This is a genomic window from Aromatoleum bremense (genome assembly GCF_017894365.1).
Classification (GTDB): Bacteria; Pseudomonadota; Gammaproteobacteria; order Burkholderiales; family Rhodocyclaceae; genus Aromatoleum; species Aromatoleum bremense.
The window spans coordinates 4316801-4340271 of sequence record NZ_CP059467.1; the positions used below are offsets into that span (position 1 = coordinate 4316801).

At 63.9% G+C, this 23471-nt stretch carries 20 protein-coding genes and 1 pseudogene; 7 read left to right on the plus strand and 14 right to left on the minus strand.

Annotated features, from left to right (window positions below):
- Positions 1-70: 70 nt before the first annotated feature.
- Positions 71-994 (minus strand): annotated as a pseudogene (locus pbN1_RS20355) (IS4 family transposase); the annotation flags it as partial.
- A gap of 313 nt (positions 995-1307) precedes the next feature.
- Positions 1308-1859 (minus strand): IS110 family RNA-guided transposase, encoded by a 552-nt coding sequence (locus pbN1_RS20360; protein WP_342343988.1) that lies wholly within the window; start codon positions 1857-1859, stop codon positions 1308-1310.
- An 86-nt stretch (positions 1860-1945) separates the two neighbouring features.
- On the opposite strand from pbN1_RS20360, the gene tnpA reads away from it, so the two are divergent.
- Genes tnpA through tnpC form a run of 3 tightly spaced genes read left to right on the plus strand, consistent with a single transcriptional unit; the run spans position 1946 to position 4254 of the window.
- A complete protein-coding gene (gene tnpA / locus pbN1_RS20365) occupies positions 1946-2254 on the plus strand; it encodes an IS66 family insertion sequence element accessory protein TnpA (protein ID WP_169203598.1) in 309 nt (102 codons plus the stop codon).
- The gene (gene tnpB / locus pbN1_RS20370) at positions 2254-2628 is read left to right on the plus strand and encodes an IS66 family insertion sequence element accessory protein TnpB (protein ID WP_169203597.1); all 375 of its coding nucleotides are present in this window, start codon (positions 2254-2256) and stop codon (positions 2626-2628) included. Before tnpA ends, tnpB begins: the two co-directional genes overlap by 1 nt.
- A 15-nt stretch (positions 2629-2643) precedes the next feature.
- Positions 2644-4254: an IS66 family transposase gene (gene tnpC / locus pbN1_RS20375; RefSeq protein ID WP_169203596.1), complete on the plus strand. Its 1611-nt coding sequence runs from the start codon at positions 2644-2646 to the stop codon at positions 4252-4254.
- Here the strand turns inward: tnpC and pbN1_RS20380 are convergent.
- From pbN1_RS20380 to pbN1_RS20420, 9 genes are all read right to left on the minus strand, one after another.
- The gene (locus pbN1_RS20380; protein WP_244857059.1) at positions 4251-4631 is read right to left on the minus strand and encodes an aldehyde dehydrogenase family protein; all 381 of its coding nucleotides are present in this window, start codon (positions 4629-4631) and stop codon (positions 4251-4253) included. The genes tnpC and pbN1_RS20380 overlap by 4 nt on opposite strands.
- Positions 4632-4666: 35 nt before the next feature.
- On the minus strand, positions 4667-5641 hold the full coding sequence (locus pbN1_RS20385; protein ID WP_169203595.1) for a WD40/YVTN/BNR-like repeat-containing protein: 975 nt from the start codon (positions 5639-5641) through the stop codon (positions 4667-4669).
- 16 nt (positions 5642-5657) lie between these two features.
- Entirely contained in the window at positions 5658-8054 is a 2397-nt protein-coding gene (locus pbN1_RS20390; RefSeq protein WP_169203594.1) for an efflux RND transporter permease subunit, read from the minus strand.
- A 46-nt stretch (positions 8055-8100) separates the two neighbouring features.
- Entirely contained in the window at positions 8101-9852 is a 1752-nt protein-coding gene (locus pbN1_RS20395; protein WP_169203593.1) for a DUF1302 domain-containing protein, read from the minus strand.
- Positions 9853-9891: 39 nt separating this feature from the next.
- Complete coding sequence (locus tag pbN1_RS20400; protein ID WP_169203592.1) at positions 9892-11265, minus strand: DUF1329 domain-containing protein; 1374 nt, start codon at positions 11263-11265, stop codon at positions 9892-9894.
- Between the two features lie 71 nt (positions 11266-11336).
- The gene (locus pbN1_RS20405) at positions 11337-11789 is read right to left on the minus strand and encodes a YybH family protein (protein WP_169203591.1); all 453 of its coding nucleotides are present in this window, start codon (positions 11787-11789) and stop codon (positions 11337-11339) included.
- A gap of 41 nt (positions 11790-11830) precedes the next feature.
- Positions 11831-12199 (minus strand): c-type cytochrome, encoded by a 369-nt coding sequence (locus tag pbN1_RS20410; RefSeq protein WP_169203590.1) that lies wholly within the window; start codon positions 12197-12199, stop codon positions 11831-11833.
- A gap of 10 nt (positions 12200-12209) precedes the next feature.
- Positions 12210-13547 carry a flavin monoamine oxidase family protein gene (locus tag pbN1_RS20415; protein WP_244857060.1) on the minus strand — a complete coding sequence of 446 codons (1338 nt, stop codon included), beginning with the start codon at positions 13545-13547 and terminating at the stop codon, positions 12210-12212.
- A gap of 301 nt (positions 13548-13848) precedes the next feature.
- On the minus strand, positions 13849-14877 hold the full coding sequence (locus pbN1_RS20420) for a helix-turn-helix domain-containing protein (RefSeq protein ID WP_169203588.1): 1029 nt from the start codon (positions 14875-14877) through the stop codon (positions 13849-13851).
- A gap of 1475 nt (positions 14878-16352) precedes the next feature.
- Here pbN1_RS20420 and istA point away from each other — a divergent pair.
- From istA to pbN1_RS20435, 3 genes are read left to right on the plus strand one after another with little or no spacing between them, the layout of a single operon-like run.
- The gene (gene istA, locus pbN1_RS20425; RefSeq protein ID WP_169204279.1) at positions 16353-17852 is read left to right on the plus strand and encodes an IS21 family transposase; all 1500 of its coding nucleotides are present in this window, start codon (positions 16353-16355) and stop codon (positions 17850-17852) included.
- Positions 17839-18591, plus strand: coding sequence for an IS21-like element helper ATPase IstB (gene istB / locus pbN1_RS20430; protein ID WP_169204280.1), 753 nt, complete (start codon positions 17839-17841; stop codon positions 18589-18591). Before istA ends, istB begins: the two co-directional genes overlap by 14 nt.
- Positions 18588-18815, plus strand: coding sequence for a hypothetical protein (locus pbN1_RS20435; protein ID WP_169204281.1), 228 nt, complete (start codon positions 18588-18590; stop codon positions 18813-18815). Before istB ends, pbN1_RS20435 begins: the two co-directional genes overlap by 4 nt.
- Before the next feature lie 175 nt (positions 18816-18990).
- Here pbN1_RS20435 and pbN1_RS20440 read toward each other — a convergent pair whose 3' ends face one another.
- Complete coding sequence (locus tag pbN1_RS20440; protein ID WP_169204102.1) at positions 18991-19293, minus strand: addiction module antidote protein; 303 nt, start codon at positions 19291-19293, stop codon at positions 18991-18993.
- Positions 19294-19797: 504 nt separating this feature from the next.
- On the opposite strand from pbN1_RS20440, the gene pbN1_RS20445 reads away from it, so the two are divergent.
- Positions 19798-20493: a gamma-glutamylcyclotransferase gene (locus pbN1_RS20445; protein ID WP_169204101.1), complete on the plus strand. Its 696-nt coding sequence runs from the start codon at positions 19798-19800 to the stop codon at positions 20491-20493.
- Between the two features lie 149 nt (positions 20494-20642).
- Here the strand turns inward: pbN1_RS20445 and pbN1_RS20450 are convergent, their stop codons facing one another.
- Both pbN1_RS20450 and pbN1_RS20455 read right to left on the minus strand, forming a co-directional pair.
- Entirely contained in the window at positions 20643-21845 is a 1203-nt protein-coding gene (locus pbN1_RS20450) for a 3-oxoadipyl-CoA thiolase (RefSeq protein WP_169204100.1), read from the minus strand.
- Between the two features lie 31 nt (positions 21846-21876).
- Positions 21877-23397, minus strand: coding sequence for a 3-hydroxyacyl-CoA dehydrogenase (locus tag pbN1_RS20455; RefSeq protein ID WP_169204099.1), 1521 nt, complete (start codon positions 23395-23397; stop codon positions 21877-21879).
- Positions 23398-23471: the final 74 nt, after the last annotated feature.

The following is a 23471-nucleotide window of genomic DNA, read 5'->3' on the forward strand; positions in this document are numbered from 1 at the left end:
GCCGAGTGTCAGCGACCGGCATATAGGATCCACTTCGTGACCGGCGTATAGGCATTCCATTACACACATCTCAAAGCTCGCCGAACTCTCGGGCATGACGCAGGCCGGCGGCGAAGTCGGTGACGCGCTGTAATCCGGACCAGATGGTCTTCACGCCCGGCTCGCCGTCTGCTTTACGGCCGAGGAATCCGCCGAGTCGCGCGATGAGGCGGATGACGTCGTTGAGTCCGGGCGGGGCCGCGGGCGGCTTCTTGCCGTTCAGGATGTAGGCGGCCCGCCATTCGTCGTGCTCGAAGAACAGGGCCGCATCCAGGTCCGGGCAATTGCGTCCCATGCGCATGAGGAACGCAATGCGCCAGGCCACCACCATGTACAGCGCCAGCGCGCGCTCCAGGCGCTCGACCCGGCCCAGTTGCAAGGCTTCCACCCGGCAACCGTTCTTGAGGACATGGAAATAAAGTTCGATTTCCCAACGTGCCCGGTACCAGTCGATGAGCATACGCGCCTCGTCCAGACCAGTGACCGGCCGGTTGCTGAGCAGACGCCACTCCAGCGGTGCCACCCCGGCAGGCGGCGCGATCTCCCGGGCCACCAGGCCCGTGACCTCGACTTTCCGACCGCTCTGAGGGTCCCGCAGCGTCACGCTCTCCACCCACATCGCCTGCCGCACTTCCCGTGCCGCCTGCCCACGGCGTGCGCTCAGGGTGAAGGCCACGTCCCCCAATGGCGTGCCCGACGTCAGGCGCTCCCACAGTTTGTCGCCCTCCGGCAATGCCCGGTTATGCTGGGCGCGGACGAGCCAGTCCGCGGGCGTGCCCAGGTCATGGGCACGCAGCATCAGGGCAAGGATGTCGGACTCCCGGTCAGCCACATACACCAGGCGCGTGTTCGGCAACTGCGCCGCCAGTTCCGCCACCCGTTCGTAGCCCTCCCCAAGGGACTTCCCGTCAACCCCTTCCTTGCAGACCGGCCGCAGGCCGGGCCGACCATAGTCATGCGTTCATCTTCATCTCCTGCTGATCACGCCCAGGCGTGACCGAATTTGGACTGCCGGCGTCGCAATGGACAAGGACAGAACAGACTGCCTTTCCCCAATCGGCCTTGTTCGGCGCATCGGCGCCGGGGCCCTGCGATTAACCGCACCGGCTGGCCTCTATCAATCCTCGGCGCGACCGGGGCGCGGGGATCAACCGCGACACCCTGTGTGGTCGGCCATTAGGCTACCCAGGCTCTCAGCCGGTCGGTCTGACCTGTTTGTCTATCGCGTGCGCGCAGTCACGGAAACACCTGCAAAGAACGCCGATGGTTCAGGATGCCGATGGTTCGACCGAGTCATGCCATTGGCGCCATGCCTCGGGGTTGTAGGCTTCGCCCTTGGCAAGCACTGCCCACAACTGGCGAGCATGCTTGTTGGCGATCGCGACCAGGGTCTTGTGGTATCCGACGCGTGCGTTGAGCGTCACGATCCACTGCTGCAATCGCGTGAGCGCCTCGGGCGTATTGCGCGCCTTGCGCAGGGTGGCCGTGAGAACGCTGCGCGCCCCCTGCACGAGCAGCGTTCGCAGGTAGTCGTCGCCGCGCCGGGTGATGCAACCGAGCTTCGGCTTGCCGCCGCTGGAGTGCTGGCTCGGCGTGAGCCCGAGCCAGGCGGCGAACTGGCGGCCGTTGTGGAACATCGTCGCGTCGCCGACGCTCGCCACCACAGCATCGGCAGTGAGCAGCCCCACGCCGGGCAGCTCACGCGCCCGCCGGGCGGCCGCATCGTCGGCTTGTTGGGCCGCAATCTGCCGGTCGCACTCGGCAATACGGGCATCGAGCGCGTCGAGTTGGTCGCGCACGCCCTGGATCAGGTGGCGGATCGTAACCGGTCACTGACCGGCGCCCTTCCTTGCTCACGCGAGCCTCGAGACAATCGCCCTGAACTCACTGACAGGGAGCGAACCGGATGTCTCACCCCACTCTGACCCCACGCAAACACCGCAGCCCAGGGCAATGGGCCGAGCTGTTCGCGCGCTTTGAACAGTCCGCCCTGTCGGTATCTGCGTTTTGCGCGCGCGAATCGATCAGTGTCGCCAACTTCTATCGCCAGCGGGGACTGCGCGGGGGATCGGTGTGCGCAAAGCCGCCCGCACCGCAATCTCAGCCCGGGTTCGTTGATCTGGGCATGATCGGTGCTGCCGGGGGCGAACGCGCTCGCCTCGAACTGAAGATCGATCTGGGTGAAGGCTTGGTGCTTCATCTGGTACGCGGCTGATGTTCTTCCCGGAAGGCACCGTTCGTGTCCACCTCTATGGTGAGCCGGTCGATATGCGCCGCTCGTTCGATGGGCTGTACGCGCTGACCAAGCACAAGCTCGGGTGCGATCCGCTCTCGGGCGAGTTGTTTGTGTTCATCAACCGTCGCGGCACACAGATGAAGGTGCTGTATTGGGATCGCACCGGCTTTTGCGTCTGGGCCAAGCGTCTCGAGCAGGGTCGGTTCGTGTCGGACTGGTCGCACATCGCCACCGGTGAGTTGGACTGGACGGGACTGAAGTTACTGCTCGAAGGGATCGTTCCTGGACGCTTTAAAAAGCGTTTCAAGCATGCTCGCGAATCGGCTAAAACCCTTATGCATGCTGGACTCTGAGGTATAATTGCAGCCATGACAGCCGCGCAAACGAGCTCGATCCCGACCCCTGGCGAAGCCGCCCGGATGACGGCCGAGCAGGTCGTCGAGCTGTCCCGGGTCAATGTGCAGTTGCGCCACGAACGCGACACCCTGAAGCATCAGCTGGAGTGGTTCAAGCGCCAGCTCTTCGGCACCAAGAGCGAAAAACGCCTGCTACCGCCCAACCCCTCGCAGCTCACCCTGGGCGAGCTCCCGATCCCCGAATCGGCGCCCGAAGTGCCGGGCAAGCAGGTCGCCGGGCACACCCGGCGTGCGCGCACCACGGACTGTGCCGAGCCCGATGACGGGCTGTTCTTTGATGAGCAGCGAGTCCCGGTTCAGACGATCCAGGTGCCCGCCCCTGAAGTCGAAGACTTGTCGCCCGAGCAGTATGAAGTCATCGGCGAGAAAGTCAGCCATCGCCTGGCACAGCGCCCCGGCAGCTACGTGGTCCTCAAGTACGTGCGCCCGGTCGTCAAGCTGCGCGACACCGAAACGATTCACTGCGCGCCGGCCCCGGTGGGGGTGATCGAAGGCAGCCGGGCCGATGTGAGCTTCATCGTCGGGCTCTTGCTCGACAAGTTCCTGTGGCACCTGCCCTTGTATCGCCAGCACCTGCGCCTGACCGATGCGGGTATCCGCGTGAGTCGGGCCTGGCTCACCCAGCTTGGCGCCAAGACGAGCGCACTGCTCGAGCCGATCTACGCGGCGCAGCTCGCCTCGATTCGCACCTCCCGGGTCAAGGCGATGGACGAGACACCGATCAAGGCGGGACGGGCCGGACCCGGCAAGATGAAGGGGGGCTACTTCTGGCCCATTTACGGCGAACGCGACGAGGTGTGCTTCCCGTTCTTCGACTCTCGAGCGCACAGCAACGTCGAGACCGTGCTCGGTCTCGAACCCGGCAAGGGCAGTGTGCTGCTCTCCGATGGCTATGGGGCCTACGAGGCGTACGCCCAAAAAACCGGTATCACGCATGCTCAATGCTGGGCCCATTGCCGACGCGAGTTCTTCGAGGCGCAAGCCGTGGAGCCGACCGTGGGGTCCGAGGCGCTCGAGCGCATCGGCGCACTCTATGCGGTGGAAGAGCACATCCGACAAAAGAAGCTCAAACCCGAGGCCAAGCGAGAATACCGACTCACCCACGCCAAGCCGATCGTCGAGGGCTTCTTCGCGTGGGTACAGCACACACTGGACAAGCACGGCCTGCTGCCCGCCAACCCGATGACCAAAGCGCTGGCCTACACGCACAAACGACGGGTCGCCCTTGAGGTCTTTCTGACCGACCCCGCGGTGCCGGTCGACACAAACCACCTCGAGCGGGCACTCAGACCCATTCCGATGGGTAGGAAAAATTGGAATTTCTGTTGGACCGAGCTCGGTGCCAAGCACGTCGGCATCCTGCAAAGCCTGCTCACGACCTGCCGACTACACAACGTCGATCCCTACGACTATCTGGTCGATGTGCTCCAACGCATCGACCAGCATCCCGCCGCCAGCGTCGATCAACTCACGCCCCGGCTCTGGAAAGAGCACTTCAGCAAGCAGCCCCTGCGCTCTGATCTACACCAACTCGGCATGGGGCGCGAGACGCCGGTCAGTTAGCGGTTACCTTCGACGGGCAGTGAGAGATCGGCCGTGACGTGCGTCCACGCGATCGCACCACCCACTTCCATCCCAGCGCCGATGCCATTCAAGCCGCCCAGGGGCTTGCCACTTTCCTTGGTGACCAGTTCCATCAGGTTCGCCATGTCCTCCTCGATGGCGATCCCCAACGCATGCAACAAGTCCTGGCGACGCTTGTCCGGCGTGCGGCTCCAGGCCGAAAAGGCAGCGCGGGCGGCGGCAACGGCCTGATCCACATGCGCCGGATTCCCTGCCTGCACGCGGGCAAACGCCTGTCCGCTTGCCGGATTGATGACGTCGAACGTGGCCTCGGCCTTCACGTGCTGGCCGTTGATGATCATGTCGAATACTTGCATTGCCTCTCCTCGCTTCGTTTGTCGAATGTCTTGTCTCATTGCGGGGCCACGATGCCGGCACGCGAAAAGAACACCGCGTGGTTCGGATCGGTGCCGACAGCGGCGGTAAGCGACAGGCGGTCCGGACGCTGGCGCGCCTCGAAACTCACCCCGGCATCACGGCTTTCGAGCGTCAGGCCGTCGAGCCCGACGGCAAGCACCCGGTCTGCGAGCGGGACGACCGCGGTGATCGAACTCTGCGTGCCGGTGTCGACCTTGTGCCAACTGTCTCCACCGTCGGTGCTGCGATACAGGCTGCCGCGCAGGCCGGCCACCAGCAGCGTGCCATCGGCGAGTGCCGCGCCGCTCCAGAAAGAGCCCCGGTAGCCGGTCGGCCGGTAGGTCCAGGTCAGCCCGTGATCTGCGGAGCGCAGTACCGTGCCACGCTCGCCGACGACGAAGAGTTCGCCGCGTCGATCCGCAAAGACGTGCATCAGATTGCGGTCGGCGCGCGTGTCATTCGGCGGAGGCGGCAGGCTGACCTTGTCCCACGTCTTGCCGCCATCCGCCGTCCTGAGCAGCAGCGACCAAAGGCCGACGGCGGTGCCGTGCTGCGCATCGCTGAAATGCACCGCGAAGAGCGGTCGATCCTCGGAAGTCTCGACGCGCTGACTGGTCCAGGTTTCGCCGCCGTCGTCGGTATGCAGGATCACGCCCCAGTGGCCGACCGCCCAGCCGTTGCGCTCGTCGGCAAACGACACGCCGGTCAGGGTGGCATTCACCGGCACTTTGGACGCCTGTCGCCAGCTGCTTCCCTGGTCTTCCGACAGCAGCACGACGCCGCGATCCCCCACTGCCACGAGGCGCTGGCCGGCCTGCGTTGTCGCGAGGATCATCGATCGGCTCGCCGACGCCGACCGTTCGGCCACATGCGGCACGACGCCGGTGCCTTCCGCCGCCCATCCTTGGAGAGTCACTGTGGATGCGGCGAGGATCGCGGTCGCACCGAGCATCATTTGATATTTCTTCATCATCACTTCTCTCCGCTCAGTGCGCCAGGATGCCGGGCGCACGCACGGCTCCGCGGCGGGGGAAAAGTCTTTCGAGCCACACGGCCAAGGCCGGCAGCGCCGTCATCGCCATCACCATATTGACCATGAACATGAAGGCCAGCAGCTTGCCCATGTCGGCCTGGAACTTGAGCTCCGAGAACATCCACGTCGCGACACCGACTGCGAGCGTGATCGCAGTAAAGATCGTGGCGGTACCGACTTCGAGAATTGCATGTTCCAGCGCCTTCACTATGTTCTGCCCTTGCGCGAGGTGGAGCTGCAATCGGTTGTAGATGTAGAAGGCGTAATCGACGCCGATTCCGACCGCCAGCACCATCACCGGCAGCGTCGCGACCGTCAGCCCGATTTCCAGTTCCTTCATGAACCAGTAGCCGATGAAGGTGCCAACCGTCAGCGGCAGGCAGCACGCGATCACGGCTCGGAAGTCGCGATACACGAGCGCAACGAGGATGACGATCGCCGCATACACGTAGAGCATCATCGGCAGCTCCGACTTGTGCACTTCTTCGTTCACCGCCGCCTGCACGCCGGCGTTCCCCGACGCGAGACGAATGCTGATGCCGTCTTCCCGATAGCGCTCGCGGAAGGCCTTGACCTCGCGGATCACGCGCTCGATCGTCGTCGCCTTGTGGTCGGTCAGGAACAGATGCACGGCGGTCATGCTGCAGTCCTTGTTCATGAAGCCGCGCACCCGTCCGATCTCGGTCGCGAGCGACGCGTAGTTGCCTGGATCGATCGGCACGACGGACATCTTGGGATTGCCTTCGTTGTAGCCCTCGTTGTACGTGCGCAGCTGGCCGGAGAACGACAACGCCGAAAGCACGCCCGGCATGTACTGCATCGCTGCGACAAAGCGATCCTGGTAGAGACCGACCGCGACGTTTTCACAGGAGTCCGGCGGAGCTTCGAAGATCACCGACAGCCAGTCGAGCCCGGTGTCGTAGCTGGTCGAGATCGCCACCGCGTCGCGATTGAACCGTGCCTCGGGCCGCAGCTCCGGCGCGCCGGCCTGGACGGTACCGACGACGCGATCGCTGCTCTGCCATACGGCCAGGGCGAACATGACCACAGTGATGCCGATAACGACAGCCGCGTTGCGCGGCTCGGCCACGCGCGCCAGCGAACGCAGCCACGTCGAACGCCGCTCGCGCTTGACCATGGCGCGATCGGCGTAGTCCTTCGTGAAATGGCACAGCGACGCCGCGAGGGGCAGCATCACGAGATTCGTGACGATCTTGTAGCCCACGCCCAGCGACGCGGTGATCGCCAACTCCCGTACCATCGGGATCGGGATCAGCACGAGCGTGACGAAGGAAACAAAGGCCGTGACGAGCGCCAGCGTGCCCGGGATCAGCAGACCGGTGAAGCTCGCGCGGGCCGCCGTCTCGGTCGTCCTGCCATGCGAGAGCTCACGCACGATGAAGTTGATCTGCTGCACGCCATGCGAGACGCCAATCGCGAACACGAGGAAGGGCACCAGCACTGCCAGCGGATCGAGGCCGTAGCCCAGCAGCTTCAACGTCCCGAACTGCCACACCAACGAAGTCAGCGAGCAGACGATCGGCAACAGCGTGAAACGCACGGACTGACAATACCAATACACCGCGAGCGCCGTCAGCAGCAGCGCAATCGCGCAGAATTCCAGCACGGCGGAGGCCCCGTCCGCGATGTCCCCGATCTGCTTCGCAAAGCCGATGATCTGGATCTCGAAGTCGGCATCCTCGAACTTGCTGCGCAGCTGCTCTTCCAGGATGCGGTTGTAGGCGACATAGTCGATCCTGTGGCCGTCGCGATCATGCTCGAGCAGCTCCGCGACGATCATCGCGCTCGTCTGATCGCGTGCGACGAGGGTGCCGACAAAGCCGCCCTGGCTCGCAGCGCGCTGGATAGCCTCGATGACCTCGGCAGTCAGGTCCTTCGGCGTGATCGTGCCGGCGATCAGCGGATCGGCCCGGAAGCCGTCCTCGGTGATCTCATTGACGAACGAGTTCGGCGTCCATAGCGACTGCACACCGAGCCGGTCGATATTCGGCAGGAAGCTCACCGCCTGCGTGACCTCATAGAGCCGCCCGAGCGCCGCCGGCGTCCAGATCGTGCCCTTGCGCGCCTTCACGACAATGTTCAGCCGGTTGGCGCCGAGCACGTCATCGCGGTATTGGTTGAAGGTCTGGATGTACTCGTGCCCGACCGGCATCTGCTTTTCGAAGCCGGCGTCCATGCGCAGTTGCAGCGCGAACCACCCCATGACGGCGGTGAACAGCCCAAGCAGGAGGAGAATACTGCGGCGATGCCGGAAGCAGATCGCCTCCAGTCGCCGCAGGTTGCGCGTGAGAAAGCCATCGACGTCGTCGACGCTCATTGGATTCAACATGATCTTGTAGTCGTTCTCTGTGGGATTGGGTGCGTACGCGCTTTCGTCAGAAATTGCGCGAGATAAAGCCGCCGATGAAGTCGCGGTCCCGGAAGGGCGAGCTGACCGGCATGTCACCGCCCCAGAACTTTGTGTAGTTGATGCCCGCCTGCCAAGTCGCCGGATTGCGGTTGAACAACACGTAGAAGTTCGCCGGCTTCGCCCCCTCCATCCAGTTCGCCATGAAGTTCGGGGTGTTGCCCTTCACCGCGTGTGACAGGAAAACGCCCGGAATCACCTGCCAGCCGGGAATCAGCGTGCTGTCGTAGGTCAGGCTGAAATCGAACATGTAGCCCCACGAGAGTTCGTCGCCGACGCCCTTGAACGCCCTGGTCGAATCGAGATATGTCCACGCGCCGGCCGCCGGCAACTGCTGATACGTCACGCCATTGCGGCTACGCGTAAAGACCTTGCTCGAATTCACGCCGGGATAGGCGATCGCCACCGCCTCACCGAGAAAGGTGCCGGTCTGCGCACCGACGAGGTCGAGGAACCAGCCGTGGTCGCTCGGCGTGAGGCTGAGGATGCCGGTCAGGTGGAGCTGGTAGCGTTCCTTGTCGATCGATCCGTTGCATTGATCGACGGCCGCCAGTCCCCCGGTCGCAGGGTCAAGGCACACGCTCGTCGACACGGCGTCTTTCGGGCGGTAGGACAACTCTGCGCCGACGGCCCAGTTCCCGATCGACGTGTTCGCGCTGACGCCATACAGCTCGCGATCCTCGAGGAAATACACCTTCGTCGTGTTCTGGGCATTCCAGTACTGGAAGTTCGGCGTCTTGTCGTGGAAGCGTTGGTAATACACGCCGAAATCGGTATCCCAGCCTTCCGGCCGGAATTTCAGCGACACGCCGTACTGCCCCCCGTTCCGCGGATCGATGTCCTTCCCGACGCGCATGGCTTCGCCGGAAGCCAGCATCGCGGCGTGTGCAGCCTGCAGCGACTGGCCGAACAGCGGATCGCCGGGCGTGCGGATGCGGCTCGCAGCATCCGGCGTGAAATACAGCAGGTTATCCCGCCCCTTGTCGAAGGTATCGCCCATCGAGAAGTAGGTGCCCGACGGCGGAAACTCATACTGTTTCCACTGGAACTGGTAGTAGGCCTCCAGGTTCACACCCCGACCGAGACCGCTGGCAACGCTCACCATCGGCGACGGAAGGAAGGCTTCCTTCAGCTGCACGCCGGGCGACGACAGCCGCTGCAGGTCCATCGCGACGTTGGAATTGATGCCGCCGACCATGAACAGGCTCTCACCCCAGCTCACGACCTGATTCCCCAACCGCACCCGCCCACGCTGGTCGCCGACGTTGAATTCCTTGCTGACCCACAAGTCGTAGAGGCGCGCGTACCGGCCGACCGCGCGCCTCGCCTCGCTATCGAGATCGGTGCGCGCAGTGTCGTCCGCAACAAAGTCGTAGAGCCAGCCGACACGCCCCATGAACTTCCATGCGTCGGGGAAGCTCAGCAGCAGTTCGTGCGAGCCCTTCAGGTGCGTCGTGAAGAAGTCGCCCTTGTCATAGTTCAGATTGCCGTCATCGGCATTCCCCCACTGCACGGTATTTGCCCGCGCGCCGCAGCTCGTCGATGGATCGCCGATATGGTCGCAACGCTGGCTTTCGACGCGCTGGCCAAAGCCGAGCGTCAGTGTCGAGTCGAAAGATCCCTTGACCGAATCGGTCTCGAACTGGAACGCGTGCGCCGCAGGGGCGCAGAGGCCCGCCATGGCGAGACCCAGCACCTTCCGCTTCAGATGCATGCTCATCTTTTTTCCTATGTCGGATTGCCCGTACGGGCGGAAGAGTCAGCGGTCGCTGATTGCGCGGAGGTTGTCCGGCGTGTAGAAGTCGTCGCGGTGCCTGGGATCGTTCGGCTCAGTCGCCCACATCATGTCCTGGCCGGCCCCGAGGGTTGCCTGGTCATACAGCACGCGCCCGGAAGCGAGGTCGTACTGGACGAAGGCCGGGTTGTCGCAGGAGCCGGTCTCGGCGACCGGGATCAGGAAGCTTTCGCGAACCTTCCAGAGTTTGCCCTGGGCGTCGTAATCCTCGGCCGCCATCAGCGCCCACGAGTCTTCATCGACGTAGAAGCGACGCTTCGGTGCGACGTGGCGCACCCCATCCTTGCTGGTGGCCTCGATGACCCAGACACGATGCAATTCATAGCGCGTCGCCTTCGAATCGACACCGTCGGGACTCACCACCTTGCGACGGTCAGCGGCGGGGTCGTACATGCCGAAGGCGTTGTAGGCCACATACATTTCCTTCTTGCCGACGAGCTTCCAGTCGAAGCGATCCGCGGTACCGTTGAACACCCGCGGCTCATCCATCGTGTACTGGTTTTCAAAGCCGATCTGCGGTGCATCGTAGGCATAGCTGGGCATGCGACGGACGCGGCGTTGGCCGGGGAAGTAGTAGAAGGTGTCGCTCGCCTTGCTGGTGTAGGAGGTCACGAGCAGCGCCTGGCCGGCCAGTGCCGTCGGCGACGCGTAGGCGAAATAGGTGTTGTATTCGACGGGCGGCAGTTCGCTGAGCTTGTGCGAGCCTTTGCGTCCCCACGGGTAATAGTAGCTTTGCGTCGACTTCGCCTCGATCCAGTCCCCGCCGCTTGCGCGCGGCGACAGCATCGTCCATTGCGCTGGCATCGTGACGCCGACGCCGGCGTACTTCATCTTGGCGTTCCACAGCACCTCGATGCCGCTCTTCGGCACCGGGAAGGGGATGCCCGGGACCATCGCCTCGGCCAGACTCCAGCCGTCTCCGCCGATCTTCGCCGTGGCGGTGTTCTTCTTCGTGTTCTCCTGAACGAAGTCCGGCGCAGAACAGTGACGGCGCGTCGGATACACGTCGAGCCGGTAGTTCTTCAGCGTCTTCAATAGGGCATGCTGACCTTCGCTGAGCTTGTCGGCATATTTTTCGACGTTCGTCGCGTCGATCGTGAATAGCGGCTTATCTTCACGAAACTTGAAGAACTGCGCGCGGGGCTTGCCGTAGGTCCAGCCGGCATTGAGGGCTCCGCCGTCCTGCCAGGCCGGAATCGCGCTGTCCTTGCTCCCGGCCTTCTCTCCGCCCAGCGGGGTCAGGTCCTTGCCGAGGCCCTCGGCGTCCTGGCTTGCTGCAATCGCGCCGCTCGCCAGCAAGGCCAGCGTGAGTGCGCTCAGGGTATTGAATCGGTTCATCTCTTGTCTCCTCCGCATCTTCGTGCGTACTTGTCGTTTTGGTCGGGCGCCTTGGCACCCGCTTGTCGGGCTTACATGCTGCCCATCGTGTAGCTCTCGGCGACGACGCGCCAACCGGCCTGGGTCTTCTTCCACACAAACAGGGCGCGCACCTGGTAATCGGCTGCCGCGGCGTCGGCGGGACTGCACTGGTAGGTCACGAAGGAATAGCCGAGATCGGCCGACGCCTGGCGTGTGGAATCCGGCCGGATCGTGCAGCTGCGCGTTTCCTTCACGATGCCGTTCACCACCGGCCGCAGTGCGTCATGTCCGCGCAGCGTCTCCTTGGAGCCCTCGCCGACCACGACGGCTTCCGGGCTGTAGAACTCCGTCAGCCACCGCGCGCCGTCGCGCGCCTGGATCGCGGCTTCGACGGCGCGGTAACGTTGTTCCACCGCCTTGGCGAAGTCCTGCTGGCCGGCGGCATGCGCGCCGGTCACCACGCTGAGGGCCGCGAACACTGCGGCGATCGTCCTGTTCTTCATGCTGAGTCGCTCCTTAGTTGTGCGGGATTCGGGGCGGGCCATCAATGCAGCCCCTTCAACGCATCGATGACTTCCTGGCGGGCTGCCGGGTCCTTCAGGCCGGCGAAGGCCATCTTGGTGCCGGGGGCGTACGCCTGCGGCGCTTCGAGCCAACGGTGCAGCGTCTCCTCGGTCCACACGCCGCCGAGCTTGCGCAGGGACTTCGAGTACACGTAGCCCGCTGCGCCGGCGACGGGGCTGCCAAACACGCCGTTCAGATTGGGACCGACCGCATGCGCCGCACCCTTTTCAATCGTGTGGCAGGCGACGCATTGTGCAAACGCGCCAGAGGCGGCTTGTGCCCAGACCACGGGAGTCGCTTCGAGTGCGAGGAGCGCCAATACGACATGGGGAATGGCTCTGAGCTTCATGTGACGTCCCTCATACGTTCTGCCGCAGCACTGCCGCCACGCTTTGGGCGACCTGCAAGCCGGATTCGATGGCACCATCGATAAAGCCGCGCCACCCGGAGGCGATATCGGCGCCCGCAAAGAAGAGGCGCCCCTCGCGCGCCCGGAGGTCGCGCATGTAGCGGCTGAACTGCCTCGGCTTGTAGGTGCACCAGGTGCCGAGCGAATAGGGATCGAGGTGCCAGTCGTAGGCCAGGACTTCGGTGACCGAGACATTGGGCAGAAACTTGCGGATGAAGGGCTCGACGGACTTCGGGTCGTGGACGTCGAACCCTTGCGCGGCGGGTACGCCGAATCCGATCAGGGTGCCGCCGTCCTTGCCTTCGTGATCGGTAAAGATGAGGTTCAACGGTTCCGAGTCCGGGGCCAGCATCATCACCGACCCCAGTTCGCCCTTGACCTTGATGTACACCTTGTGGCCGGCACCCGCATGGTGCTCACGTGCCATCGCCTGTTTCCCTTCGAGCAGGGCCGGCTGGAAGTCGATGGCGTTTACCGTATTCACGGGTACCGCCATCACGACGAAGCGGGTATCGATTCTCTCGCCCGACTCGGTCGTGATGCTGACCCCGTTGGCGCCCTGCTTCACTTCGGACACCGCCGTCGACAGGCGCACCTGGAAGCCGCCGTCCGCGACCATGCGCTCGATCAGCGCCGATGTTCCGTCTTTCAGCTTGTAGTGCGCACAGGCGTCGAACAGACGCATCAGATCGCGATCGGCGAGCGTCCACCATCGCAGCATTTCCGTGTACGCGCCTTCGCCCGTGCGGTTGTGGCAATTCGTCGCCATCAGGCCGCCGAGGAGGTCGCGCTGCAAGGGAGGCAGTTCGAGCTGCTTCATGCGGTCCGCGATCGAAAGGCCGTCGAGCTTCACCCCCGCGTCCGAGAGATAAGGCAGGTAAGGCCGCGCGAACACCTTTTCCGAGCCTTCATGGAAGCGGTTGTTCGCGTCGATGAGGAGCTTCAGGCTCTCTTCGACCGGCACTTCCTGAACCTTGCCGCCGGACATCCACATCACCCGCTGCGGATTGGCACTCCCTGGCGTTTCTGCCAGATCGAGTTTGTAGCGCATGATCTCTGCCCACACGTGCGGCTGCGACCAATGCACCCAGGTACCGCCCAACTCTACTTTCTTGTCACCGAAGTGGGTGTAGAACGTCCGTCCGCCCAGCCTGTTTCGCGCTTCGAGCAGCAACACCCGTGCGCCGGCATGGGCCAATTCACGCGCGGCCGTCACGCCGGCAAAGCCCCCACCGACGACGACGACGTCCGGTTTGCCGCCGTTGGCCGCAGCCGCAGACGCTCCCATCGGCAAGAGCGACCCCGCTGCTGCCGCAGACGCGACCTTGAAGAAATTTCGTCTGGATCCGGCTCTCGAAGCCGATGCAGCGCTATCGTGGTCAGCGGTCGGACGGCCGAAAAATGGCTTGCCCATCAAGTTTTGTCTCCTCGATCGGAGCTGGCGCATGGATGCGCATCAGCCCGTTTTTGTCGCTCGCTCGTCGGCGAGTCGTGATGAGGAGACTAATGGGGGAGGTTCAGGTGGCGGTATCCGTTATCAGCACGAAATTCATGCTGCACCACAACAATCCCTGAGCCGCGCCGTCGGGTCAGTTGTGGGCTGCGGGCAGAATCAGACCGCGCCCATGCACGCGCTGCCGGGTTTCAGAAGGCAGCTCACCGAACAAGGTCCGGTAGTATTCGGCAAAACGCGGCAAGTGCCAGAAGCCCCAGCGCGCAGCGATGTTTGCGATCGACTCGGAGGAGTCCGTTGTAAGACGCCGGATGTCGCGACGCACCGCGTTCAGACGAACGTTGCGCAGGAACTGTACCGCCCCCATCCCCGTGAGATCCTCGAAGGCGTACTGGAGCGAGCGTCGAGAGACACGGAACAACTGGCACAAGTCGGAGATATTGAGGGGGTCCTTCGGGCGATCGAGCGCATATTCGCGCACGGAACGCACGATCCACGCCTTGGCGCTCGGATGGAGACTGCACGTGAGCTTCCGCGCACCCAGGTCGAGTGTTTCAACCGCCATCGCGAGAACACAGTCACGCATCGCCTTCCGGCTCGCTTCGATGCGGAGCAGGTCGGGGTGGCGTTCGACGGCTCGCACAATCTCCGTGAGTGCGCGACGAAGTCTAGCGGCCTGCTGTGGCCGCTGACGGATCAAGGGCTGAGGGACAAGCACCTCCGCGAGCTGCGGCGAATCGGCCGAAGCAAAGCCTTGCAGCAACTTCTCGGACACCGTGGCCGAAACCATGTCCATCGCGCCACGGCAAAAAATTTCGAACTCTCCGCCACCGGGAAGGTAAGTAACCACACCGTCGTCGAGCGGCACTCCATAGTAAAGGCCAGCGCCGCCGCTCGCCATCGGCACACCGAACGAAACTACGCCCCCGACATTGCATCCGGCAGTCCAGACTGACTGGCTGCCGAGCTCCCAGAGAATCTCAAGCCCCTCGTCGACCCAGATCTCCCGAATTCGCCCTTCGAAGCGACCAGGAGAAAGCTGCTCATACACGGCTTCCCAGGCTTCCAGCCCCCGCCCGAATTCCGTCACGTCATCGACGGAAGCAAGGCGAAGCCCACCTTGGATGCCAAAGGATGACGAGGTTTCAACGTTCTGCGCGTTCATTCGCGACCGTATCAAGGGCAACTTATTCAAGTTGCAAATCGAGCATTCAAGTCAAACCGGCGCCGGCTCACTTGAGCCGTAATTTCGCCACCCCAATACTGACCTGTGCAAGGCGGTCCTCGCCCGCCGGAACAAGCTCACCCACCCGGAATGCGAGAGCGCCTACACGATGCCATCGAATACCATAGCACGGTTATCCGGGTGGCAGTCCAAGTGCTGGCTAGGCGAATAACTGGTCTTCTGTGGCGGAGATTCAGTCTACAGCTACAAGAGAATGCACAAATCATCCGACCGCATAGAGGTCAAGAAGACACGTCCGGCGTTGGTGCTACTCGGCGTAGGACGCCACGTCTTCGACACGGCCGGCGCCGGCAAGAAACGCTGGCGCGGATCGCGTCAGAAAAGGAAACGGCCCGCTCATTGGCGGGCCGTTTTGTAGAACGTTCTACAATCACTTTGGATAGCCTGAATGGGCTAAGTGCTTGAATATATGGGGCGACATACCGGGATCGAACCGGTGACAACTGGAGCCACAACTCAGTTGTCACTCCTAAGTGACTGTTTTTATTGATCACGCACACCGCGCGTCCGTTGCAAATGCATGGTGTCAGCAGTATGGGGCTTCATGAAGTCACGCAAATCTCACGCAGGTGTGAATGGCGGTCGAAATGCGCGTAAATCTGGCGCCGTGACATTGGCGGCGGAGCCGGTAGCGGTGTTTTGATTTACCGGGGATTCCGGTTTCAGGCGTGGTTCTGAATGGTGCGGCAGAGGGCGCGTTGGAAGGAGCCCGTAGGGCGACTGGAAACGCGCCCTTTGCCGCGCGGCCCCCGACGGGGAGCGGCAAGCGACAGGGATGACAGCTGAGTTCGAGATGCGGTAGAAAGACTCCGCCGAAGAGAACAGGCACGACGCCGGCCCAAACCGCCAAGTTCACACCGATGTCGTGCCCCACACCGTGCCGGGCACGGGTGCAGGGTGAGTATTCCACGAGTCGGAAGCCCCTGTCGACAGCTCCTTGGCGTGACTTGGACCGCCAATGGAATCCACGGGCCGATTCTTCCTCTGCGCGCGCTGCCGCGTGCAGGTATTGATTTGCAGCCCCTGCGACCATGGCCAGATCTACTGCGCCGGCGGCTGCGCGCCGACGGCGCGGCAGGACTCGATCCGCAGAGCGGGTCGGCGCTACCAAACGAGCCGCCATGGCCGCTTCACCCATGCCGAACGCAGCCGTCGCTACCGTGCGCGACAGAAGAACGTGACGCATCAGGGTTCCCCCGCGCCGGCGGCCGATGATCTACTGGCCGTGAGCTCGACGCCCATGGCGACGGCGTCATCGAAGGTGATCCAGACGACGTCCACGTCACAACACTGTCATTTTTGTGACTGTCCGTGTTCGGCGTTGGTCCGAATCGGCCCCTTGCGCCGTCGAGTTCCTCACACCGTCTGCCGACTAGATCGAAGAGGAACTGACCGTGACCATAGCCCCTGAGCTCGAAGCGCATATCCTTCGCTACTACCACGTCGAGAAATGGCGAACCGGCACGATCGCCCGCCAATTGCGCGTGCATCACGGCACGGTGCGCCGCGTCCTGGCGCAAGCCGGGCTGCCCAGGACCGGCGGCGTGCAGCGCCCGTCGCAGCTCGACGCCTACCTGCCCTTCATTGGCCAGACGCTGGAGAAATTCCCGACGCTGACCGCCAGTCGCCTGTACGCGATGGTGCGCGAACGCGGCTATGGCGGCGGCCCCGACCACTTTCGCCACCTGATTTCCCTGCATCGGCCTCGGCCGAAAGCAGAAGCCTTCCTGCGCCTGCGCACACTCGCCGGTGAGCAAGGGCAAGTCGATTGGGCGCACTTCGGTCACCTCGAGATCGGCCGTGCCCGCCGGCCGCTGATGGCCTTCGTCCTGGTCCTGTCCTGGTCGCGGCGCATCTTCCTGCGTTTCTTCCTCGATGCGCGCATGGAGAACTTCCTGCGCGGCCACGTCGGCGCCTTCGCCGCCTGGCAAGGGCTGCCGAGAGTCCTGCTCTACGACAATCTGAAGAGCGCCGTGCTCGAGCGCCAGAATGACGCCATCCGCTTTCACCCGACGCTGCTCGCGTTCGCCGGACACTACCGCTTCGAGCCGCGGCCGGTCGCCGTTGCGCGAGGAAATGAGAAGGGGCGGGTCGAACGGGCGATTCGTTATGCCCGCGAGAGCTTCTTCGCCGCCCGCAGCTTCGCGGACCTCGATGATCTGAACGCCCAGGCGCAAGCCTGGTGCGACGGCCAGGCGGCCGATCGGCCTTGCCCAGAGGAGCGCTCGATCAGCGTGCGCGAAGCCTTTGCCCGCGAGCAGCCCCGCCTGCTCGCGCTGCCGGAGAACCCCTATCCGACCGATGAGCACTTGACGGTGACGGCGGGCAAGACGCCGTACGTGCGCTTCGACCTCAACGACTATTCGATTCCGCACACGTATGTGCGGCGGCTGCTGACGGTCCGCGCCGATCCCTCGCGCGTGCGCGTCCTCGACGGCGGCGAGGTGCTCGCCGATCACCCGCGCAGCTACGATAGCCGAGACCAGATCGAAGATCCGGCCCACATCAAGACGCTGATCGAGCTCAAGCGCGAAGCCCGGCATCACCGCGGTCAGAACCACCTGGCTCAGGTCGCACCGGCGAGCCGGGACCTCTTGCTCAGCGCCGCCGAACGCGGCGCCAACCTCGGCACGATCACCTCGGGTTTGCTGCGGCTCCTCGATCGCTACGGCGCCTCGGAATTGCAGGCGGCCATCGTCGAGGCGCTGGCCGGTGGCGTGCCGCACCCCAACGCGGTGCGCCTGGCGCTCGAGCGCCGGCGGGAGGCGCGCCACGAGGCGCCCCCGGTCGCCACCTGCCTGCCGCCGCACGTCAAAGACAAGGACGCACCGGTCCAGCCGCACCGACTCGATACCTACGACACCCTCACTGGAGAGGACGATGAGCACGCTTGAAGCGTTGCGCCAGCGCGCGCACGCGCTGCACCTCCACGGCCTGCTGGCGCACTGGCCGGACGCGGCCACGGCGGGCTGGGTCGAGCCGCTGCTGCAGTGGGAAGAGGACGAGCGCAGCCGGCGCAGTCTCGAGCGCCGGCTCAAGGACGCGCATATCGGCCGCTTCAAGCCGCTGTGCGATTTCGATTGGCTCTGGCCCCGGCGCTGCGACCGCGCGGCGATCGAGGAACTGATGGCGCTCGACTTCCTCAAGGAATCGGCCAACGCCGTGCTGCTCGGCCCCAACGGCGTCGGCAAATCGACCTTGGCGAAAAATATCGCCCATCAGGCGCTGATCCACGGCCGCACCGTGCTCTTTACGACCGCCGGCCAACTGCTCGGCGATCTGGCCGCGCTCGATAGCGATTCGGCACTGCGCCGGCGACTGCGCCACTATGCCGCGCCGGATTTGCTGGCCATCGACGAGGTCGGCTACCTCTCCTATTCGAACCGCCACGCCGATCTGCTCTTCGAGCTGATCAGCCGCCGTTATGAGACGAAGAGCACGCTGGTCACCACGAATCGACCGTTCGCCGAATGGTCCGAGGTCTTTCCCAATGCCGCCTGCGTCGTCTCGCTCGTCGATCGCCTGGTGCACAACGCCGAAGTCATTGCCATCGACGGCGACTCCTATCGCCTGAAGGAGGCCAAGGAACGCTCGGAGCAACGGGCAAAGCAACGACGGAGGGCGAAATCATGAAGCCCTGGCTCCTGCCCTCCGGGCACCAGCGCGGCATCCCCTTCATCGTGCCCGACCACTGGACGCCCGAGCAGGCACTGGCCGTCGTCGAGTTGCTCGACGATCTGCGCGAACGCATCTGGGCGCATTACCAGATCCCGCTTCACGAGCTTATGCGTGAGGAGTACGCACCAACCCACGCCCCTGATCTGCGCCACACCGATACCGACGACCCGCCATTCTGACGACTGCCCGGCATCGCAACGCCAAACCACAAGGGGCCTACGAAGGCCCCTTGTGCTCTTTGCCGTCCGCACAGCATTTCGTCGCCAAGTAGCAGCGGATTTACACCGCCGCTAACAGCAGGGTTTCAGGCCTGTCGTCAGGTAACTACGCAGCAGATGCGCGGCGCGGCAGCGATCAGCCCGGCGTCTGGCGTGGTGCCGCATGCAGTTGTAGGCCCAACGCGTGCGTCACCTTGAGGATGGTGGCGAAGCTCGGATTGCCCTCGCCGGAAAGTGCTTTGTACAGGCTCTCTCGCCCTAGACCGGTTTCCTTGGCCAGTTGGGTCATGCCCTTGGCGCGGGCAATGTCGCCCAGCGCCTTGGCGATGAAGGCCGCATCGTCCCCGGCTTCTTCCAGGCAAGCCTCGAGGTAGAGCGCCATTTCCTCCTCGGTCTCGAGGTGCTCCGCCGTGTCCCATTTGCGCAATTTGAGTGCCATCGCCTTCTCCTACAGTTCCCGTGCCAGCTTCATAGCGGTCTTGATGTCCTTGGCCTGGGTGGATTTGTCGCCACCCGCCAGCAGGATCACGATCGGCGAACCAAGCGTCGAAGAGCTCAGTGGTGAGAATGGTCTTCATACTGATGATTGTATATTTTGGGATACGAATAGGCAAATGTGCCGGGAGCTAATTGAACAGCTAGCTCGGAGATGCTCAGCCAGTCACATGCTCAGCGGACGCCTGGAACGTCCGACGGCTCCGAGCCGTATGCGCTCAGACCGACGCATGGGACCGACTCTTCGGGCACACTTCATGGCGAAATCTCTCCGCGAGGAGTCGATGCCGACGATAGTCAGTCGCTAAGGTAAATTAAGGCGTGAGGCAGCTTGATGAGCGAATCAGCTCGACATGACGAAGGCAATAATTCGCAAGTACCGTGGCGATCTCGGCGTGCTTGGGGCCATTCGGTTTCCTTTACGAGCGTCGCATCAGAACGTTGATCCATGACGATCCTGACCCGCAAGAATCTCATCGACGGCAGCTTCCGCGGCAGCCTCGACATGCCGTCCCATCTTTCCCGGAGCGACGCCGACCTCGATCGCTCGCTCGACGAAATACTGCAGGCGCGGCCCGACGGCGCGATCTGGGTTTTCGCCTATGGCTCGCTGATATGGAACCCGCTCCTCGCCTTCGCCGAGCAGTGCACGGCAACGCTCGATGGCTGGCACCGAAGTTTCTGTGTGCGCTCGATTTCCGGGCGGGGCCGCCTAGAGTGGCCCGGCCGGGTGCTCGCGCTCGAACCCGACGGACAGGTGCAGGGGGTGGCGCTGCGCCTGAACGATGATCAGGCCGCCGCCGAGCTTCGCTTGCTGTGGACGCGCGAAATGGGCAGCGGTGTATACCGCCCGCTTTGGTCGCAGGTGACCCTCGGCGACGGCCGGGAGGTCGCGGCGATCGTTTTCGTCGTCAATCCGGAGCAGCCGCTGTATGAGCCCGATGCGACGGTCGCCACGGTCGCGCGGATCGTCGTAGAAGCCGCTGGCGTCTTCGGTCGCAACGCCGACTACCTTCATGCGCTCGACGCCGCGCTCGCCGATCGCGGGCTACGGGACCCGTATATCGACGCGATCGTTTGCGCGCTCACGCGGGGAAAGGACGGGACGCCGCAGCCCGCGCAAATAGCTCCCCCGCCTGTTTAGCTGGGCCGCCGGAGGTCGCCCCGCTTCCGGCACACCCCGCAGATCCTCGCAGCGGCCAATTCTGACGCAAGAGCGTGTCAAAGAAACGCGGGGCGATTCAGTTCAGGACATGAAGGTTGAAATGTGCTTCAGGCACATGAAGTCGTTGCTCACACGCGTTCGATGACGACAGCCAGTCCCTGGCCAACGCCGATACAGAGGCTCAGCACGGCGTAACGTCCGTTTCGTCGCTCCAACTCGCGGGCAGCGGTCAAGGCTAGGCGGGCACCGGAAGCGCCGAGCGGATGGCCGACGGCGATCGCCCCGCCATTCGGGTTGACTCGCGGATCGTCAAACGCGACGTTCATCAATTTCAGGCATCCCAGGACCTGGGCGGCAAAGGCTTCGTTGATTTCGATGATGTCCATGTCGGCCAGTGTCAGACCGGCTCGCGCCAGGGCCTTTGGGATGGCATAGGCGGGGCCGATGCCCATCACCCGCGGCTCGACGCCCGCTGCGGCACCGGCGAGGATGCGTGCCATCGGTTTGACGCCGGCCTTCTCCCCCACGGCACGGTTCCCGATCAACATCGCCACCGCACCATCGTTCACGCCGGACGCATTGCCGGCGGTCGTGACCCCACCCTCAAACAATTCCTTCAGGCGGGAGAGCGATTCGATGGTGCTTTCCGGGCGCGGATGTTCGTCCTCGGCCACGATGCGGGGAGGCGTCTTGCGACTGGTCGCCACTTCCACCGACATGATCTCCCCGGCCAGGAAACCGCTGCTCTGGGCCGCAGCGAACTTGGCCTGTGAAGCGGCGGCAAAGCGGTCACTGTCTTCGCGGGTCAGACCAAGATCGCGGGCGACGTTGTCCGCCGTTTCCGGCATGGTGTCGCCGCCATAGCGGCGAGTAATCTCCGGGTTGGGAAAGCGCGCCCCGATGGCCGAGTCGAACACTTTGAAGTCGCGTCCGTAGGCGCTCTCGCTCTTGGCGACGACAAAGGGTGCCCGGCTCATGCTTTCGACACCACTAGCGAGATACAGATCGCCTTCGCCGCTGGTGACAGCGCGCGCGGCATCGAGAACAGCGGCCAGGCCGCTGGAACAGAGGCGATTGACCGTCTGGCCCGGCGTGGTAACCGGAAGGCCGGCCAGCAGCGCTGCATGCCGGGCGATGTTGCGGCTGTCTTCACCGGCCTGGCAGGCGCAGCCGAGAATCACGTCCTCGATTTGTTCGGCGGCGAAGGGCGAGTCGGCGAGCAGTTTGCGCATCACCGCGGCAATCAGGTCGTCCGGGCGCACCGGCGCAAGTGCGCCGGCCTGACGACCGAAGGGAGTGCGAAGACCAGCGTAGATATAGGCATCAAGCATGATTATTTCCCAGAGGTATGTAAGCGGAAACTCAGTTTTCCGGAGTGAGCAGGGACACGCCGAGGAGTGCGCGACGCGTCAGCCAGGGGCTCGGTCGATAGCGCGGATCACGGTAGAAATCGAAGAGGCCGTCGAGGATGCGCAACACAGTGCCGGCACCGAGCCGGTCGCCCAGAGCCAAAGGGCCGAGCGGGTAGCCGAGACCGAGCGTGACGGCGCGGTCGATGTCCTGGGGGGTCGCGATCCCCTGCTGGGCAATGTCGCAGCCGATGTTCACTATCGCTGCCACGACCCTTTGCGAGACGAAACCCGGGCTGTCATGGATGACGGCCACTGCCGCCCCATCGGCGGCGAACAGGGCATGAGCCGCGTCGCGGTAACGGGTGGCAGTCACCGGCGTCGTCATCAGCGTCCGGCAGCCGTCCAAGAACAAGGGATCGAGGGCAACGCACCGGGTCGGGTCGATGCCGGCGGCAACAGCCACGGTCGTCGCATCCTGTCCTACCGGCAGCACCAGACACAGCGAGTCCGGACATGGGCGCTTACCGTGATCGCGTTCGACGCCCAAGCGATCCAGCAACTCGACGACTTGCGGGTATGCGGCGCTGTCATCCTCGCCCAACCAGACGGATAGATGGTCGCGCGGCGGAACAGCAGGGGGCGCCACTTCTTCCTTCCTGCCATCGTCATAGCGGTAAAAGCCCCGCTGACTCTTGCGCCCGAGCAGCCCGGCCGCGAGCCGCTGGCGGGCGATCGGTGACGGGCGAAAGCGCGGCTCCTGATAATACTGCTCGTAGATCGACTCCATCACCGGCAGGGAAACATCCAGACCAGTCAGGTCGAGCAACTCGAAAGGCCCCATGCGGAAGCCGGCGCCGAGTCGCAGGATCCGGTCGATCTCGGGGTACGGGGCGACGGTCTCGCCCAGCAGACGCAAGGACTCCGTGAGGTAGCCCCGACCCGCATGATTGACGATGAAGCCGGGGGTGTCGCTGGCGCGGACCGGAGCATGCCCCATGCGCTTTGCCATCCCGGTGAGTTCATCTGCGACGGCGCTGTCAGTCAGCGGCCCGACGATGACCTCAACGATCTTCATTAGCGGTACCGGACTGAAGAAATGGAAACCGGCAACGCGACCCGGATTTCGACAAGCAGCAGCGATGGCGGTGACGGAGAGCGACGAAGTGTTGGTCGCAAGGATGCAGTCGTCGGCGACCACGGCCTCCAACTGCAGGAAGAGCTCACGCTTGGCGTCGAGCTTCTCGATGATCGCTTCGACCACGGCGGTGCACGACGCAAGGTCGTTCAGCCCGGCGGCGACCGTCAGACGCTCGGCCCCTGCCTGGAGCTCTGCCGTCGTCAGCTTGCCCTTCGACACCAGCTTGTCGAGGGTGGCGATGATCGCCTCCCGGGCCTCCTGCCCTGCGCCCGGACGGCTGTCGTGAAGAATGACGGGGATGCCGCCCTGCACAGCAATCTGGGCGATTCCGCGGCCCATCAGGCCGGTGCCGACGATGCCGAGCAGTTCCGGCTTGCGAGACGTGTGGGTCATGGTTCAGCGTCCTGTATATGCGGGTTTGCGCTTCTCGACGGGGACGCACTCAACCTGCGCTTCGTTGGTTTGCA

What these genes read in the sequence shown, in the direction of transcription:
- pbN1_RS20440 (WP_169204102.1), bottom strand. Translation starts at nt 19,293, where the DNA reads ATGGCACTCAAATTGCGCAAATGGGACACGGCGGAGCACCTCGAGACC.
- pbN1_RS20390 (WP_169203594.1), bottom strand. Translation starts at nt 8,054, where the DNA reads ATGTTGAATCCAATGAGCGTCGACGACGTCGATGGCTTTCTCACGCGC.
- pbN1_RS20380 (WP_244857059.1), bottom strand. Translation starts at nt 4,631, where the DNA reads ATGCAAGTATTCGACATGATCATCAACGGCCAGCACGTGAAGGCCGAG.
- istB (WP_169204280.1), top strand. Translation starts at nt 17,839, where the DNA reads ATGAGCACGCTTGAAGCGTTGCGCCAGCGCGCGCACGCGCTGCACCTC.
- pbN1_RS20420 (WP_169203588.1), bottom strand. Translation starts at nt 14,877, where the DNA reads ATGAACGCGCAGAACGTTGAAACCTCGTCATCCTTTGGCATCCAAGGT.
- tnpB (WP_169203597.1), top strand. Translation starts at nt 2,254, where the DNA reads ATGTTCTTCCCGGAAGGCACCGTTCGTGTCCACCTCTATGGTGAGCCG.
- pbN1_RS20395 (WP_169203593.1), bottom strand. Translation starts at nt 9,852, where the DNA reads ATGAGCATGCATCTGAAGCGGAAGGTGCTGGGTCTCGCCATGGCGGGC.
- pbN1_RS20385 (WP_169203595.1), bottom strand. Translation starts at nt 5,641, where the DNA reads ATGAAGAAATATCAAATGATGCTCGGTGCGACCGCGATCCTCGCCGCA.
- pbN1_RS20435 (WP_169204281.1), top strand. Translation starts at nt 18,588, where the DNA reads ATGAAGCCCTGGCTCCTGCCCTCCGGGCACCAGCGCGGCATCCCCTTC.
- pbN1_RS20445 (WP_169204101.1), top strand. Translation starts at nt 19,798, where the DNA reads ATGACGATCCTGACCCGCAAGAATCTCATCGACGGCAGCTTCCGCGGC.
- tnpA (WP_169203598.1), top strand. Translation starts at nt 1,946, where the DNA reads ATGTCTCACCCCACTCTGACCCCACGCAAACACCGCAGCCCAGGGCAA.
- pbN1_RS20415 (WP_244857060.1), bottom strand. Translation starts at nt 13,547, where the DNA reads ATGGGAGCGTCTGCGGCTGCGGCCAACGGCGGCAAACCGGACGTCGTC.
- tnpC (WP_169203596.1), top strand. Translation starts at nt 2,644, where the DNA reads ATGACAGCCGCGCAAACGAGCTCGATCCCGACCCCTGGCGAAGCCGCC.
- pbN1_RS20405 (WP_169203591.1), bottom strand. Translation starts at nt 11,789, where the DNA reads ATGAAGAACAGGACGATCGCCGCAGTGTTCGCGGCCCTCAGCGTGGTG.
- pbN1_RS20450 (WP_169204100.1), bottom strand. Translation starts at nt 21,845, where the DNA reads ATGCTTGATGCCTATATCTACGCTGGTCTTCGCACTCCCTTCGGTCGT.
- pbN1_RS20400 (WP_169203592.1), bottom strand. Translation starts at nt 11,265, where the DNA reads ATGAACCGATTCAATACCCTGAGCGCACTCACGCTGGCCTTGCTGGCG.
- pbN1_RS20455 (WP_169204099.1), bottom strand. Translation starts at nt 23,397, where the DNA reads ATGACCCACACGTCTCGCAAGCCGGAACTGCTCGGCATCGTCGGCACC.
- pbN1_RS20410 (WP_169203590.1), bottom strand. Translation starts at nt 12,199, where the DNA reads ATGAAGCTCAGAGCCATTCCCCATGTCGTATTGGCGCTCCTCGCACTC.